Consider the following 16295-nt stretch of genomic DNA (forward strand, 5'->3'; position numbering starts at 1 on the left):
ATAAGCACATTATCCATTCTCTTTCTTCGTCATATAACAACACTAATCGTTATGATTCATTTTTTTTACTAGTGATTAGTGATTTTTATATAAACTGCTTATCTTACTGTTTCTGGAGTAACTGTAATGACGAATGGAGAGTTTTGCAGAGCAAAATTTAGTACCTTGTCGATGCGCTGTACTGGATGAATATTTAAGTCATTTATCACTTTAGCCGGCATATCTTCCAAATCTCTTTTATTTTCATAAGGAATTAGCACAGTTTTGATGCCGCCGCGGTGTGCTGCTAGGAGTTTTTCCTTCAGTCCGCCTATTGGTAGAACCTGCCCGCGCAGGGTTATTTCGCCGGTCATCGCTACATCGGCCTTTACTGGGTTACCGGTAAGGCAGGAAACCAGTGCAGTGCACATAGCAATACCGGCACTTGGTCCATCCTTGGGGGTGGCGCCTTCAGGCACGTGCACATGTATATCCCACTTTTCGTAAAAATCTGGATTGATGCTAAGCTTAGCTGCACGTGCCCGAACTACTGTTAGAGCAGCCTGGATTGATTCCTGCATAACTTCCCCCAGCGAGCCAGTATAAGTTAGTTTGCCTTTGCCTGGTACGCATACAGTTTCAATAGTCAACAGGTCGCCACCTACTTCGGTCCAAGCCAATCCAGTAACCTGCCCAATTCGGTTTTCTAACTCTGCACTTCCGTAATTAAACCGCTGCACACCAAGGAAGTCCTTCAGGTTATTGCAGCTAATCGTGACGTGTTTGGTGTGCTTATCTATCAGTAGAGTCTTTACTGCCTTGCGGCATAGCTTAGATATTTCTCGTTCTAGACTACGCACCCCGGCTTCTCGAGTATAATAACGGATTATACTCACCAGCACGTTATCTTCAACAGTCAACTCGCCTTCTTTCAGCGCGTTGCGTTCTAGCTGCTTCGGTAACAGGTGCTGGCGAGCGATGTTTAACTTCTCATCTTCGGTGTAGCCCGAAAGGCGTATGATCTCCATACGGTCGAGTAACGGTGCAGGGATATTCATCGAATTAGATGTAGCAACAAACATTACATCCGATAGATCGTAATCTACTTCCAGGTAATGATCGTTAAATGCCACATTCTGTTCGGGATCAAGCACCTCTAGCAGCGCCGAAGCTGGATCACCACGCATATCTGAGGACATTTTATCAATTTCATCTAGCAGAAACAGCGGGTTTTTAACACCAACTTTTGACATTTTTTGAATAAGCTTACCTGGCATGGAGCCAATATATGTACGGCGGTGACCGCGTATTTCCGCCTCGTCTCGCACGCCCCCTAGAGCCATACGCACGTACTGGCGACCGGTAGCTTTGGCGATAGATTTTCCAAGTGATGTTTTGCCCACACCTGGCGGTCCTACTAGACACAAGATTGGCCCTTTAATTTTACTGATGCGGCTTTGTACTGCTAGATATTCTAAAATTCGATCTTTAACACGTTCCAAGCCATAGTGATCCTTATCAAGAATATCTTGAGCCTTAACTAGGTTTTTTTTAACTTTGCTGCGGGTATGCCAGGGCATTGACAACATCCATTCGATATAGCTACGCACCACAGTTGCCTCAGCGGATATTGGTGACATCATTTTCAATTTTTGCAGTTCAGCCTCGGTCTTTTCCCGAGCTTCTTGAGACATTTTAGCTGCTTCTATCTTGCGCTTGAGAGCTTCGTTTTCATCAAGTGAATCATCTATTTCGCCCAATTCTTTCTGAATTGCCTTCATTTGCTCATTTAGATAATATTCACGCTGGCTTTTTTCCATCTGCTTTTTAACACGATTGCGGATACGTTTTTCTACCTGCAGCAAATCAATCTCGGACTCCAGTATAGACATCAGATATTCCAATCGTTCGGTCACTGAGATCATTTCCAACAATAACTGCTTATCGTTTAAATTCAGCGGCATATGGGCTGCAATGGTATCAGCTAGACGCGCGGCATCATCAATACTATTGAGTGATGTCAGCACTTCAGGTGGGATTTTTTTATTGAGTTTAATATAGCCTTCGAACTGATTGATTGCGGTGCGCATTAAAACTTCCTGCTCGCGTTCATCTAGTTCTGACTTATTAAAATAAGCTACCTCAGCGATAAAATGATCGCCGCTGTCCGCTAATTGCTCGATGCGGGCGCGGGTCAAACCTTCCACCAGCACTTTTACCGTGCCGTCTGGCAGTTTAAGCATTTGCAGAATGGACGATACCGTTCCGACTGAAAAAAGATCGTTTATACCAGGCTCGTCGGTTGACGCTTCTTTTTGGGCCACTAACATGATTTTTTTATCACTATCCATGGCTGCTTCAAGACACCTAATTGATTTTTCTCGGCCGACAAATAGCGGAATTACCATGTGCGGATAAACCACCACATCGCGCAGAGGCAATACGGGGATTTCTATGCGTTCGGAACGCTCAGCATTCATAGAGCTCTCTCTTGGTTTAGCTTCCGCCAGGTTTGTAGGTTGTTTAACACCTCGGTTATTACCTATTTTAACAATTAACCACTTGATTATATGGGGGTATAATCGCTTCCATTCAATGGAAGCTAATCATAAAAATAGGTTAAAAAATACCCCGTTTATACACTGAATAAATGATATAAACACCGAAAGTATTGCCTTATTCGCTGGATGTCTGCTGTGCTTCTTGCTTACCGTATATAATCAACGGCTTAGAATGACCAGCGATTACTGCTTCATCAATTACTACTTTTTCCACTCTATCTTGAGAAGGCAATGAATACATAACTTCCAGTAGTGCACTTTCAACTATAGAACGTAAACCGCGGGCGCCAGTTTTACGCGCCATTGCCTTTTTAGCTATAGCCGTGAGCGCTTTATCATGAAATTCTAGTTCGACGCCTTCTAGCTTAAAAAGCGCCTGATACTGTTTAGTAAGGGCATTTTTCGGTTCATGTAGGATCTTAATTAACGTTTCTTCATTTAATTCATTAAGTGTAGCTACCACTGGCAATCGGCCAATAAATTCTGGAATCAGACCAAATTTAATCAAATCTTCTGGCTCTACCTGTGCCAGAAGCTCTCCTTCGCTCATCTTCTCTGATCTGCCCTTTACGGCAGCGCTAAAACCGATACCACGCTTTGTTTCTGTACGCTGTTCAATCAATTTATCAAGTCCGGCGAAAGCACCACCGCAAATAAATAAAATATTGGAAGTGTCTACTTGTAAGAATTCTTGTTGCGGATGTTTCCTCCCACCCTGTGGTGGTACCGCAGCTATAGTACCCTCGATCAGTTTAAGTAACGCCTGCTGCACTCCTTCTCCGGAGACGTCGCGAGTGATGGAAGGGTGATCTGATTTACGAGAAATTTTATCAATTTCATCAATGTACACTATACCACGCTGGGCCTGTTGTACATCGTAATCGCATTTTTGCAGGAGTCTCTGAATGATGTTTTCCACATCTTCTCCTACATATCCGGCTTCTGTTAGAGTTGTAGCGTCAGCCATGATAAAAGGTACGTCTAGGAATCGAGCCAAAGTTTCTGCCAACAGTGTTTTACCGCTGCCAGTAGGTCCTATTAGTAAAATATTGCTTTTGCCTAACTCAATGGCATTATTGATATAATAATTTTTTAAGCGCTTGTAGTGATTATATACCGCGACCGCAAGCACTTTTTTAGCTTTTTCCTGACCGATGACATAACCGTCAAGGTGATAGCGGATTTTATGGGGAGCTGGTAGCGCGCTGCGTTCGCGGTATGAAGTTACTTCTGTGACTTCTTCACGGATAATATTGTTACATAAATTAACACATTCATCGCAGATATACACCGACAGCCCAGCAATTAATTTACGCACTTCATGCTGGCTTTTACCGCAGAAAGAGCAATACATAAGTTTATCTGAACCGTCTTTGTGTTTATCTGTCATCAGTAAACCTCATTATTATTTTATTTTTATCCTGTTTATTAGGCAGGCTAATCAGGGCGGAAACTTGACGGCTGAACTCAATATCGCCGGAAAAGCAGATAGCTACTAAGAGACGCACTAAATTAAATTATTAATTGCTGCCGTTAGGCAATGACTCACGCTGGCTCAAGATGGCATCTACTAATCCATAGTCTACGGCCTCCGCTGCTGAGAGAAAACGATCGCGTTCGGTATCATGCTCTACAACTTGTAGAAGTTGTTCCGTATGTTTTGCAATTAATTCATTCATTCGTGCCTTGACCTTGAGAATTTCTCGGGCGTGGATTTCAATATCGGTGGCCTGACCTTGGAAGCTACCCAACGGCTGATGGATCATCACCCGTGAATTAGGTAGGCAAAAACGTTTACCCTTAGTACCAGCTGACAGCAAAAATGCTCCCATAGAAGCGGCTTGCCCCATACAAAAAGTGCTTATATCTGGTTTAATGAATTGCATAGTATCATAAATTGACATGCCAGCGGTAATAACCCCGCCTGGAGAGTTTATATACAGATAAATATCTTTTTCTGGGTTTTCTGCTTCTAAAAATATCAGCTGCGCAGTGATTAAATTAGCCATATAATCTTCGATTATGCCGGTCATAAAGATGATTCTCTCTTTTAACAAACGTGAAAAGATATCATATGAACGCTCACCGCGTGAAGTTTGTTCAACTACCATGGGCACAAGACCCATATGCGGTGCAATGTTATCTTGTTTGCCATTATACGACATGATTATCTCCTAGAAATCAATCTATCGGCGCTTACTATCGGCGCTTAATTATTATAAAATTGTAAGTAGGAATAAGCCCTCTAGCCATATCTTAATAGCTGTGATCATCAGTTTAGTCTTAACAATTATTTTGTATTTTGTAATATGTGTTCTATGGCAGACTTGTATTTATTGAAGCTTTGGTCAATCGTCGTCAGTATCTATTTTCGGTACAGAAGAGGAAGAGCTCGTTATCCAGTATAATATACTATAAAATAATTCAATATATAATGGAAAATAATTAAGTTTTAGTAAGTCGCTACTTACAAGGTAAAAGTTGGCATAGTGCAACTAATTTGGCACCGGCGAAGAATAAAAATTATGATTTTTGCAGGCATCCTACTTTCTTTGATTAAAAGAGTTCCTTCTGATTACCGTTATCCATAACGGTCATTTTAATTTCATGCAAGATCCACTCTTTAGGCTGGGTACCAGCAATAAAGTATTCTTGCCGGCTGTTATCGTTTTCTATTGATAGTTTACCGCTGTTTTTATCAATAATAACGGTGACGATACCCAGTGGGGGCTCCTGTTTCTCCTCTGGTACACCTTCCAGCGCTATCTTCATATAATCGTCCCAAATTGGCTGGGCGCTCTTAGCTCCGCTTTCTATACCGGCAATTTGATCAATAGTGTCGTAAGCCGTAGTCCTGCCTAAATTACGGCGGTGATCATCGAAGCCTATCCATACTGTTGTTACAGTACCTGGACCATAGCCTGAAAACCAGGCATCTTTAGAATCATTGGTGGTGCTGGTTTTGCCGCCGATATCATGGCGCTTGAGATCATAGGCAGCGCGCCAACCTGTACCCAGCCAGCCTGGTTCACCGAAAATATTACTGTTGAGCGCGTCACGCATTAAAAATGATAGCGGTGTACTTATCACGTGTGGGGCATAGAGCTGTGCATCAGCTGCCAGAGATATGCGTTCCAGTCGCGGTACCGTACTGCTATTAAGTTGGTGGGAAACTATCATTTTTTCCATGCTGTTATCAGAAAAAATAGCAGATTTTTGCACACTACTATAGATGACCGGAAAGTCATAATTGTTGCCGACAACTTTTGGCTTAGCCTCAAACAGTATATGATCTTTTTCATCAGTAACTTTGGTTATCAAGTAAGGGTCTACTAAATAGCCACCATTAGCCAGCACCGCATAACCCCGAACCAGCTGCATAGGCGTAAATGAGGCGGAACCAAGCGCCAATGATTCAGTATGGACGATATTCTGCACTGGGAAACCGAACCGCTGCAAATATTGTGCAGCGTAATCCACCCCCATAGCGCGCATAGCGCGTACCATCACTACGTTTTTTGACTGACCTAATCCCTGACGCAGACGAATCGGACCTAAATAAGTTGGCGGCGAGTTACGTGGGCGCCAGGCGGAGCTGGATCCTGCGTCCCAGCGGGAGATAGGCGCATCATTTAAAATAGTCGCCAAAGTCAATCCCTTATCTAGCGCGGCGGTATATAGAAACGGCTTAATATTCGAACCAACCTGGCGCAATGCTTGAGTAACTCGGTTAAATTTACTTTGATTAAAATCAAAGCCTCCAACTAATGCTTTGATTGCACCATCATGCGGATCAAGCGAGACCAGAGCAGCATTGACGTCCGGTACTTGACTTAGCCACCAGCAGCCATCATTAACCTGACGTATCCAGACCTGCTGACCTACCTGTATTACGTCAGTTGCCTTCTTTGGTGTCTGCCCCTGCTGAGTATCACTCTTAAATTTCCGCGCCCAACGTATACCGGCCATGTCCAAAAATACACTGCTGCCGTCGACCATCATGGCTACAGCACCTTCAGTATCAACCTCAGTAATGACTGCCGCGTGCAGCGGGCCATATACAGGCAAGGTTTTTAGAATTGTGCAGATACGCTGCGCATCCCATGGCGTTTCGTCTACTTTCCATAATATCTTGTGCGGACCATGATAACCATGGCGCCTATCGTAGGCTAAGACATTGTTGCGTACTACGGTCTGCGCTGCCTGTTGTAGCGTTTTATTAATGGTGGTGTAAACCTTCAGACCTTTGGTATAGGCATTGTCACCGTAGCGTTTCAACATATCCTGTCGCACCATTTCCGATACATAGGGCGCAGAAAAGTCTATTTCTGGTAAATGATAATGCACTATTAGTGCAGATTCATGCGCTTTTTGGTATGCAGATTGAGTGATGTAATTCCTATCACGCATCTGAGCTAAAACGGTATTACGCCGCGCTAGCGCCCGTTCTGGAGAGTAAAGAGGGTTGAACGTGGAGGGAGCCTTTGGCAAACCGGCAATCATCGCCATTTCACTTAATGTTAGCTTACTAACCTCTTTACCAAAATATACTTGCGCCGCCGCTCCTACCCCATAAGCGCGGTAACCCATGTAAATTTTGTTCAGATAAAGTTTTAAAATTTCATCTTTACTGAGCATTTGCTCTATCCGCACCGCTAAAATAGCCTCTTTAATCTTGCGAATAATCGTTCGTTCTGGACTAAGAAAAAAGTTGCGCGCCAACTGCTGCGTAATGGTACTTGCTCCCTGAGAAGCGTGTCCTGAAAGGAAGGCTATGGATGCAGCACGCAAGATACCTACAGGATCTAAGCCGTGATGCTCGTAAAACCGGTTGTCTTCAGTAGCGACAAATGCGAGCACTAATTCGTGTGGTATTTGATCTAGTCTGAGCGGTATGCGGCGTTTTTCACCGTATTGGGCGATAAGCTTGGCATCTGCTGAAAAAACTTGCATGGGAGTCTGTAAACGGATGTCTTTCAGTGCTGCCACGTCTGGTAATTGAGGTCTGAGATAGTAATACATACCAAATATCAAAGTAGCTGCCAACACAATACAACACATTGCAAAGATAAATAAATATTTTACTAACTTCACTAAGAAATTCCCATTTTGTAGTTTATGCAGTAGTTTATTTATCAGATCACCAAGATATTATAAAATTTTTGTCTTGAGATTTGGATATATAATTTAATTACAGCGTCTAAAAAAAGAGAAATGATGGAGCTGAATTTCATTTTATTATAGAAGTACAGAAACCTGATTTCTTGATCAGGCTGAATTATATAATCAATATACATTGATACTACTGCTGCTGGTAGCTCATGTTATTTAATGGTTCATGAGACTTCTTCTGTAAGAAGTCTCATGAACACTAAAAGATATACTAATTTTAGTAAAATTTCAAATAGATCTCAAATAGAGATTCGTTACTTAACTTAATAGATAAGTAGTTTTTATACAGCAGATCCTCCATTCATCAATAGCTAAATTATACATTTACGCGGCACGAATTAAAAATAATAAATAATTAAACATAATTAAGACCGGCGTTGAGCTATCAGCGATTACCTTAATTAAAGCAAGGTAATATTAAAATCAAGCGTCTTCTATTGTTAAACGTATTTTTCTCATAGCGTTTTTTTCTAACTGGCGTATCCGCTCTGCGGAAACACCGTAGCGATCAGCCAGCTCCTGCAAAGTACTCTTGTCGTCTTCAACCAGCCAGCGTGCACGGATAATATCCTGACTGCGCTCATCCAGCTCTTTTAGGGCTGCACTTAACTTATCGGCAGCGTGATCGTCCCAGTTATTCTCTTCAATAACATTGGCGAAATCAGATGCTTTATCCTGAAGATAAAGCATCGGCGCTATAAACTGCCCTTCGCGAACATCCTCTTCTGGTGCGGGATCGAAAGTCATATCCTGTGCTGCCATACGGGACTCCATTTCGCGGACATCTTTGCTGGTTACGCCTAGTTCTTTGGCGACCATTTCTACCTCATCTTGATTAAACCAACCGAGACGCTGCTTGGTTCTACGCAAGTTGAAAAATAATTTGCGCTGTGCCTTGGTCGTCGCTACCTTAACAATACGCCAGTTACGTAGCACATATTCATGTATTTCCGCTTTTATCCAATGAACGGCAAATGATACTAGACGTACACCAACTTCAGGATTAAAACGTCGTACAGCTTTCATTAAACCAATATTGCCTTCCTGAATCAGGTCAGCCTGGGGTAGGCCGTAACCAGAATAGTTACGCGTAATATGAATTACAAAACGTAGATGAGACAGAATCAGCTGCTTGGCCGCTTCCAAATCGCCCTGATAATGCAGCAGTTCAGCTAGTGCCCACTCTTCCTCAGCAGTAAGCATCGGATAGGCATTGGCGACCCTCATATAGGCTTCCAAACTACCTTGGGGTACATAAGCTAACACTTGCATATCTTTGACCATTTATAACCTCTCGTTAAACATTTACGACGGTGTTAGATTTTACACCGTCTTCTTACTTAAGAAAGATAATCTTAATATTTAAGATTGATTATACATAAAAATATTAGTGGGTTAACTAGTTAAAACTTCATGGTCGCATCATCTTCTAGCACTTTAGCGCCTTTAATTCTCTCGAGCAAAAAGTGCTTCAATAAAATCGTGAGCTTTAAAGGGCTGCAAATCATCTATACCTTCTCCAACACCGATATAGCGAATCGGAATGTTGAAACGTTCAGCAATAGAAAAAATAACTCCGCCTTTGGCGGTACCATCCAATTTGGTCAATGCAATGCCCGTCAAACCTACTGCGTTATGGAATAAATTGGTCTGGATCACGGAATTTTGCCCAGTGCAAGCGTCAATAATCAGCATGATCTCATAAGAGGCATTGACGTCCTGTTTTTTTATTACCCGGACTATTTTCTTTAATTCTTCCATTAAAGGTGTTTTATTTTGCAGTCGTCCGGCTGTATCAGCTATTAGTATATCAATTCCGTGCGCTTTAGCGGCCTGAATGGCATCGAAGATAACCGAAGCAGCATCGGCGCCAGTATGTTGTGCAATCACCGGTATATTGTTTCTTTCTCCCCACACTTGCAATTGTTCTATTGCAGCCGCCCGAAAGGTATCTCCTGCCGCCAACATTAGACTTTTTCCTTCTGATTGATATTGATGTGCTAACTTGCCGATGGTAGTAGTTTTCCCTACACCATTAACACCGACCATCAATATGATAAACGGCAATTTTCCTGTAATGACTAGCGGCCTTTCAACCGTCGTAAGGATAGCCGCCATTTCTTCGCGTAATTTACTGTAGAGTACTTCGGTATCCTTTATATGACGATGATTGGCATACTCTATCAAGCTATTAATAATTTTTCGCGTAGTATTGACGTCCACATCAGCAACGAGTAATTGTTCTTCTAATGCTTCAAAAAGATCATTATCGATTTTTTTACTGCTGAACAATTTGATAAATCCAGATCCCAGATTCTGCCTAGTTTTCATCAAACTGTTTTTTAACCTGGTAAAAAAACCGGAGCGTATTTCTGGCAGCTCAGTATCTAAAGCTCGACTATTAGTGGAATCTAAGTTACCTACTGCGGCTAAAGTTTCGTATGCAGTGAGCGTCTTTTCAGCTGCTAAACTTTGATTACTAAAGACAGTATAATCCTGCAACGAAGCTTTTAATTCTGGAATGTAAACATTTTTTTTGGAGATGTACTGCACATCATCATGCTTACGCACAAAATCAACCGGAGCAATTTCCGCCCGAAGGTTTTTATCCGGCGTTCTAGTCCTAGGAACAGCAGTTGATTTAGCTGTGGCAATATCTACAGAGTTCTTCATCGCCACGTTAATAGATGATGGTTGATCACTTAAAGTGGCTTCTATCTGGCTTATGCTATCATTGCTATAGCTAAAACCAAACCTAGAAAAGAAACCTAGCTTTTTCTTTTTTGCCATTTGTGACTTTAATCCTCGATTGAGTTTATTTTTTTTATAAAAAAATAAGGTTAGTTTTTTACACTCGTTGACTCTTAATCAAGATATCAATATTTATGAATAAAAATTTTTTGTTTAGACCTGCTGGTCAAATCCGCATTATTGGCGGCCGTTGGCGCGGTAGAAAACTACCGCTGCCGTACAGCCAGGATCTAAGACCAACCACTAACCGGGTGCGCGAAACGCTGTTTAATTGGCTGGCACCGGTAATTCATGGGAAACACTGTCTTGATTGTTTTGCCGGCAGCGGTGCGTTAGGATTGGAAGCGATCTCACGCGCCGCTGCCAGCGTAATTTTGCTGGAACAAGATTTAACAGTAAGTGCACAGCTCGCAAAAAATTTGAAATTGCTGCAGGCATATCAGGCCCAATTAATTACTGCTAATAGTCTACGGTGGCTAGAACAACCGAGCACAGCGTTTGATGTAGTATTTATCGATCCACCCTTTCGTCAGGGAATGATTGAACGCACAGTAGCATTACTGGAAAAGCATCGACATCTAGCTAATGAAGCCTGGATTTATATTGAACAAGCAATCGATAGTGCCGAAACTATAGTGCCAGCTAACTGGCAATTATATAAGAAAAAAGTAGCCGGGCAAGTAGCTTACCGCCTGTATATCAGGCAGAATATACTATAAATTAAATATATTAATGTACTATTTTGATTTTTATCTAAAAGATAGATGCTATTTAATTTTTAGCTTACAATAATTAATTTAATGATTAATTAATTTATATTATTAATTAATTTATTTTAGTGCTGCTCGTGCAAATCAAGCCGACTGTTAATTTTCACCAACTATTTTATTATCTATATTATTAGCTTTTAGTTGCTATATCTGTGAGTCTTTCTATGGATGCATGCATATTGATTGTTGGACAAAAGTTAATTTATTATAAGACCCTTACGTAGTAAATAAAGATAAGGAAAATGTTCAGTAGACTGCGCTAATAGGGCATGCTCCATATATCGGCAAAAACTGGGAATATCGCGAGTAGTGGCTAGATCATCGGTGATAATCACTAGTTTCTGCCCATCATTCATGTCACGAATGGTTTTACGCACGATCATCAATGGTTCTGGGCATTGAAGACCACGTACGTCTAATATTTTATCAGCAATAGTAAATATATCAGACATAAATAAGCGCTATTTAGCTCATTGGAATTATGTAAAAATTATAGTTTACGCTAGTTAAACTAGTATCCTAATATTCTTTAGTTGTACGTTACAGTAGTAAACTATTATATTTATAGTTTTTAGCTTAACTCACTGGAGTTAAGCCTTATTAAAAATAATTAAATAGTTTAATAAAGTATTTATTATATCATATTATCTATAATTTAATAATATAATACTAATTATCATAAACGCTAAACTGGGAAGTAATGCACCAAAAAATGGCTGTATATTATAAACTAAAATTAATAATCCGAAAATTTGATTAAGCACGTAAAATAAGAAACCAAAGCTGATGCCTATGACGACAATCATCCCCATAGATCTACTATGTAGCGGCCCGAAGATAAAAGCTAACGCCATTAGCATCATCACCGAAATTGATAACGGCAAGAATATTTTACTCCACATATTCAGCTGATAACGCTTAGATTCCTGTTTATTTTGTTTCAGATAATTGACGTAATTATATAGACCAGAAATAGATAGTGAACTTGGTTCTAGCGCCACTATACTTAGTTTATCCGGTGTAAGGTTAGTATCCCATTCTTCACTAAAAGTCTGCCGACCTGTTATCTGCTTGTCGTTGGTCAAATAGGATTCTTCCACCTGCGACAACTTCCACCTACCATTGGAGTAGGTAGCTGTCGCAGCGTAGCGTAGTGATAGCAGACGTTCCGCTTTGTCAAAATGATAAATATTGATACCAACTAGTTTATGGCTACCAACTATTTGTTCTATAAAAATATAATCGTTATTATCCTTAAACCATAACATATTTTGCCTGGAAAGTATCGAGCCACCGTAAATCATTTTATTGCGGTAATTATATGCCATTTTCTCCCCTAAAGGAGCTAACCATTCGCTGATAGCCATTGTTAACAGCACCAGTGGAATAGCAGTTTTCATCACTGAGCTGGCAATCTGCGCACGGGTAAAACATGACGCCTGCATAACTACTAATTCGCTAGTAGTAGTAAGCTTCCCCAGCCCCCACAGCGCGCCTAACAGAGCTGCCATAGGTAATAATAGCTCGATATCTTTTGGTAGACTACATAGAGTAAATATACCAGCTCCTAATGTTGAATATTCTCCCTGACCTACTTTACGCAGCTGTTCTACGAATTTTATCATTCCAGATAGCGATACTAGAAAACATACGGTTATCATAATGGCATTAAAAATAATCTTACCAAGATAGCGATCTAAAACACCAAACATCAAACTGTTCCTTTCACATACCATAACCTCCTGCGCAGCCTGCGTGCCGGGAGGCTATCCCATAAATTTATAACTAGTGCCAGTACTAGATACACCGTATTAGTTAACCATATCCAGAGCATCGGATCGTGTTTGCCTCTTGCACCATTAGAGTGCATCGAAGTTTGTAACAAGAAAAAAATCAAATACAGCATCATGGCAGGCAACATGTTCAAAACCCGTCTTTTACGGGGATTCACTGAAGAAAGCGGAAAGCTTATCATCGCCATAATTAGTACAGATATTACAAGCGTAATGCGCCAATGAAGTTCAGCGCGCGCTTCCGTATCAGACGATTGCCAGAGTTGATGCATATTCATCTGTTCCGCTTTGATGCGGTCTGCTGTTACGGTACGATGTCCAATAATTGTTTTATATTGGTTAAAATGGGTAATACGGAAATCGCGCAGTAACGCAGTACCCTCATAGCGGGTTCCTTTATCTAAAATAATTAACTGCGAACCGTCAGGTCGATGAATTATATGGCCACGATCTGCCATAACCACAGATGGCCGCATCTTACCGCTATGGTTGAGCTGCGCTAGAAATACATGCTCAAATATTTTTTCCTTAATCTTACCGATAAATAGTACCAAATTACCGTTTTCTAACGGTTTAAATTGCCTCTCTATCAGCACCGCTATGTTAGGATTGGCATGAGCTTCGGATATTACCTGGTTTTGATGCCGCGATGACCAGGGCGAAATCCAAATAACATTCACTGCTGCCAATAGGGCAGTGATGATACTGAGTATCAACGTTGCACGAATTAGAACGTTTTTACCTAGGCCGCAGGCATACATAACCGTTATTTCGTTTTCTGTGTACATACGGCTCAAGGTCATCAACAATCCCATAAACAAACTAAGAGGTAGGATCAATTGCGCCATTTCAGGCATACCCAGCCAGAGTAAAGATACCATCAGATTGATGGGGATATCTCCATCTACAGAAGCGCCTAAAATCCGCACGAGCTTTTGACAAAAAAAAATTAAAAACAGGACGAATAAAATAGCAAGCTGATTCTTAAATATTTCCCACACCAAATATTTAGTGATTATCACATTGTTGCCTATAACAACTTGTTTTGCTACAAAAAAATCAACCATCATATTCTGAATATAGCCTGTACTATAAACAATCAATGATTGTAAAAAAATAGTTTTTCTTCATAAAATGTCTCTACTTACCTATAGAGCAAATAAATAATATACAGTAAACTATATTATATTTTAAGTTACCAACTTTGTCTTTAAGATTCAGGAGAACACATGGAGTTCAGCATAAAATGCGGTAGCCTAGAAAAACAATGTAGTGACTGTATTGTTGTTGGGGTATTTGAATTAAGGCGTTTGTCCTCAGCTGCCGAACAGCTAGATGAAATCAGTAAAGGCTATATTAGCGCGCTACTGCGTCGGGGAGAATTGGAGGGTCAAGTAGGGCAAACATTGCTGCTATACAATGTGCCCAATGTACTGTCTGAACGTATATTGCTTATTGGTTGCGGTAAAGAACAAGAACTAGATGAGCGCCAGTATAAAAAAATTATCAATAAAATGATAACTAAGATAAAAAATATTGGCTCCTTGGAAGTAGTCTGCTTTTTGACTAAGCTGAACGTCAATGGTCGTAATACATACTGGAAAGTGCGCTATGCGGTAGAAACGGCACAAGATTCGCTTTATACATTTAATCAGCTAAAAAGTCAGACAATAGAACCTCACCGTACGCTGTGTAAGATGGTATTCAATGTTATGACACAAAGCGAATTAACCAACGGTGAATACGCAATTAAGCACGGTTTAGCGATTACCGCTGGCATTAAGTCGTCCAAAGATTTAGGCAATATGCCCCCTAATATTTGTAACTCCACTTATTTAGCCTTGCAAGCGAGGCAGTTGGCAGATAACTACAAAAAACATAATACTAAGACCTGTATTATCGGCGAGCAACAAATGAAAGAACTGGGAATGAACGCCTACTTAGCGGTCGGAAAAGGCTCTGATAACGAATCTTTAATGTCGGTAATTGAATATAAGGGCAGTAATGACGCTAACGATCGACCCATCGTGCTGATAGGTAAAGGGATGACCTTCGATACTGGCGGTATCTCTATTAAACCTGCTGAAAGCCTGGAAGAAATGAAATACGACATGTGCGGCGCCGCAACAGTGTACGGAGTACTGCATATGGCGATGGAGCTTAATCTGCCGCTAAATATCATTGGGGTGCTGGCAGGCTGTGAAAATATGGTGGACGGCCGTGCATTTCGGCCTGGAGATGTGCTAACCACATTATCGGGCCAAACGGTGGAAGTGCTGAATACTGACGCCGAAGGCCGACTGGTGCTGTGCGATGCACTGACATATGTAGAACGTTTTAATCCGGAAGTAGTTATCGATATCGCCACACTGACCTATGCCTGCGTTATTGCACTGGGGCATCATATAACCGGCATAATGTCTAATCATAATCCACTGGCCCATGAACTCATTAGTGCGGCAGAGCAAGCAAGTGATCTCGCCTGGCGGTTACCGTTATTGGATGAATTTCAAGAACAGTTGGAGTCAAATTGTGCCGATATGGCAAATATCGGCGGTAAGTCTGGGGGTGCCATTACCGCCGGTTGCTTCTTGTCGCGTTTTACGCGCCGATATAATTGGGCACACCTGGACATTGCAGGTACAGCTTGGCGTTCAGGCAAATCGAAGGGTGCTACGGGCCGTCCAGTAGCGATGCTGTCGCAATTCCTGCTTAACCGTGCCGGACTGAACAAAAATTTCTAATTTTAGAAACAGCGCCAATTTGGCCATTTTTTCAAGCTCATTTGCTTCACAACACGGCATATGAAAAACGCGACTTTCTATTTGCTCAACAATAACCATAAATTCAGCGATGGTCTGACCGTCGTGGAGCAGCTTGCCTGCTATTTAGCAACTCAAAAATGGCGCGCAGGGAAACGAGTACTCATCGCCTGTGAGGACAATATCCAGGCGCTCAAGCTAGATGACGCCTTGTGGTCATTCGATTCTGAGGCTTTCGTACCCCATAACCTAGCAGGTGAGGGCCCGCGAGATGGCGCGCCAGTTGAAATTTGCTGGTCTCAACGCCACGGCAATACGCCAAGAGATCTTTTGATTAGCCTACTGCCTGACTGTGCAGATTTTGCTTCTACTTACTATGAAGTGATAGACTTCGTTCCGGATGAAGATGCTTTAAAAAAGTTAGCGCGCAATCGTTATAAAGCTTATCGCAGTGTCGGCTTCTTGATTACGACGGCAACTCCGCCAACGCAGTGATTAACGAACGAC

12 protein-coding genes are annotated in these 16295 nt (G+C 41.5%); 3 read left to right on the forward strand and 9 right to left on the reverse strand.

Features of this window, described 5'->3' with window-relative positions; genetic code table 11:
- Positions 1–98: 98 nt before the first annotated feature.
- The 6 genes from lon to ftsY form a co-directional block, all read right to left on the reverse strand.
- The gene (lon, locus tag A4A70_RS01455) at positions 99–2459 is read right to left on the reverse strand and encodes an endopeptidase La (RefSeq protein ID WP_067567807.1); all 2361 of its coding nucleotides are present in this window, start codon (positions 2457–2459) and stop codon (positions 99–101) included.
- A 196-nt stretch (positions 2460–2655) separates the two neighbouring features.
- Positions 2656–3930 carry an ATP-dependent protease ATP-binding subunit ClpX gene (gene clpX / locus A4A70_RS01460; RefSeq protein ID WP_067567808.1) on the reverse strand — a complete coding sequence of 425 codons (1275 nt, stop codon included), beginning with the start codon at positions 3928–3930 and terminating at the stop codon, positions 2656–2658.
- A 130-nt stretch (positions 3931–4060) separates the two neighbouring features.
- Positions 4061–4705, reverse strand: a complete 645-nt coding sequence (clpP, locus tag A4A70_RS01465; RefSeq protein ID WP_067567810.1) for an ATP-dependent Clp endopeptidase proteolytic subunit ClpP — start codon at positions 4703–4705, stop codon at positions 4061–4063.
- A 391-nt stretch (positions 4706–5096) separates the two neighbouring features.
- Complete coding sequence (mrcA, locus tag A4A70_RS01470) at positions 5097–7634, reverse strand: peptidoglycan glycosyltransferase/peptidoglycan DD-transpeptidase MrcA (RefSeq protein ID WP_067567812.1); 2538 nt, start codon at positions 7632–7634, stop codon at positions 5097–5099.
- Between the two features lie 501 nt (positions 7635–8135).
- Entirely contained in the window at positions 8136–8996 is an 861-nt protein-coding gene (rpoH, locus tag A4A70_RS01475; protein ID WP_067567814.1) for an RNA polymerase sigma factor RpoH, read from the reverse strand.
- Between the two features lie 162 nt (positions 8997–9158).
- Positions 9159–10502, reverse strand: a complete 1344-nt coding sequence (ftsY, locus tag A4A70_RS01480) for a signal recognition particle-docking protein FtsY (RefSeq protein WP_067567816.1) — start codon at positions 10500–10502, stop codon at positions 9159–9161.
- 95 nt (positions 10503–10597) lie between these two features.
- Between ftsY and rsmD the strand changes: the two genes are divergently transcribed.
- Positions 10598–11182: a 16S rRNA (guanine(966)-N(2))-methyltransferase gene (gene rsmD / locus A4A70_RS01485; RefSeq protein ID WP_067567818.1), complete on the forward strand. Its 585-nt coding sequence runs from the start codon at positions 10598–10600 to the stop codon at positions 11180–11182.
- A gap of 248 nt (positions 11183–11430) precedes the next feature.
- On the opposite strand, the gene tusA is transcribed toward rsmD, so the two are convergent.
- The 3 genes from tusA to lptF form a co-directional block, all read right to left on the reverse strand.
- Positions 11431–11685 carry a sulfurtransferase TusA gene (gene tusA / locus A4A70_RS01490; protein WP_067567820.1) on the reverse strand — a complete coding sequence of 85 codons (255 nt, stop codon included), beginning with the start codon at positions 11683–11685 and terminating at the stop codon, positions 11431–11433.
- A 192-nt stretch (positions 11686–11877) separates the two neighbouring features.
- Positions 11878–12945, reverse strand: a complete 1068-nt coding sequence (gene lptG / locus A4A70_RS01495; protein ID WP_067567822.1) for an LPS export ABC transporter permease LptG — start codon at positions 12943–12945, stop codon at positions 11878–11880.
- On the reverse strand, positions 12945–14048 hold the full coding sequence (lptF, locus tag A4A70_RS01500) for an LPS export ABC transporter permease LptF (protein ID WP_067568287.1): 1104 nt from the start codon (positions 14046–14048) through the stop codon (positions 12945–12947). Before lptF ends, lptG begins: the two co-directional genes overlap by 1 nt.
- Positions 14049–14255: 207 nt before the next feature.
- Here lptF and pepA point away from each other — a divergent pair, with 207 nt between their 5' ends.
- The gene (pepA, locus tag A4A70_RS01505) at positions 14256–15770 is read left to right on the forward strand and encodes a leucyl aminopeptidase (protein WP_067567824.1); all 1515 of its coding nucleotides are present in this window, start codon (positions 14256–14258) and stop codon (positions 15768–15770) included.
- Positions 15771–15830: 60 nt separating this feature from the next.
- Positions 15831–16283: a DNA polymerase III subunit chi gene (locus tag A4A70_RS01510; protein WP_067567826.1), complete on the forward strand. Its 453-nt coding sequence runs from the start codon at positions 15831–15833 to the stop codon at positions 16281–16283.
- Positions 16284–16295: the final 12 nt, after the last annotated feature.

This window comes from Candidatus Hoaglandella endobia (genome assembly GCF_900044015.1).
GTDB lineage: Bacteria > Pseudomonadota > Gammaproteobacteria > Enterobacterales > Enterobacteriaceae > Hoaglandella > Hoaglandella endobia.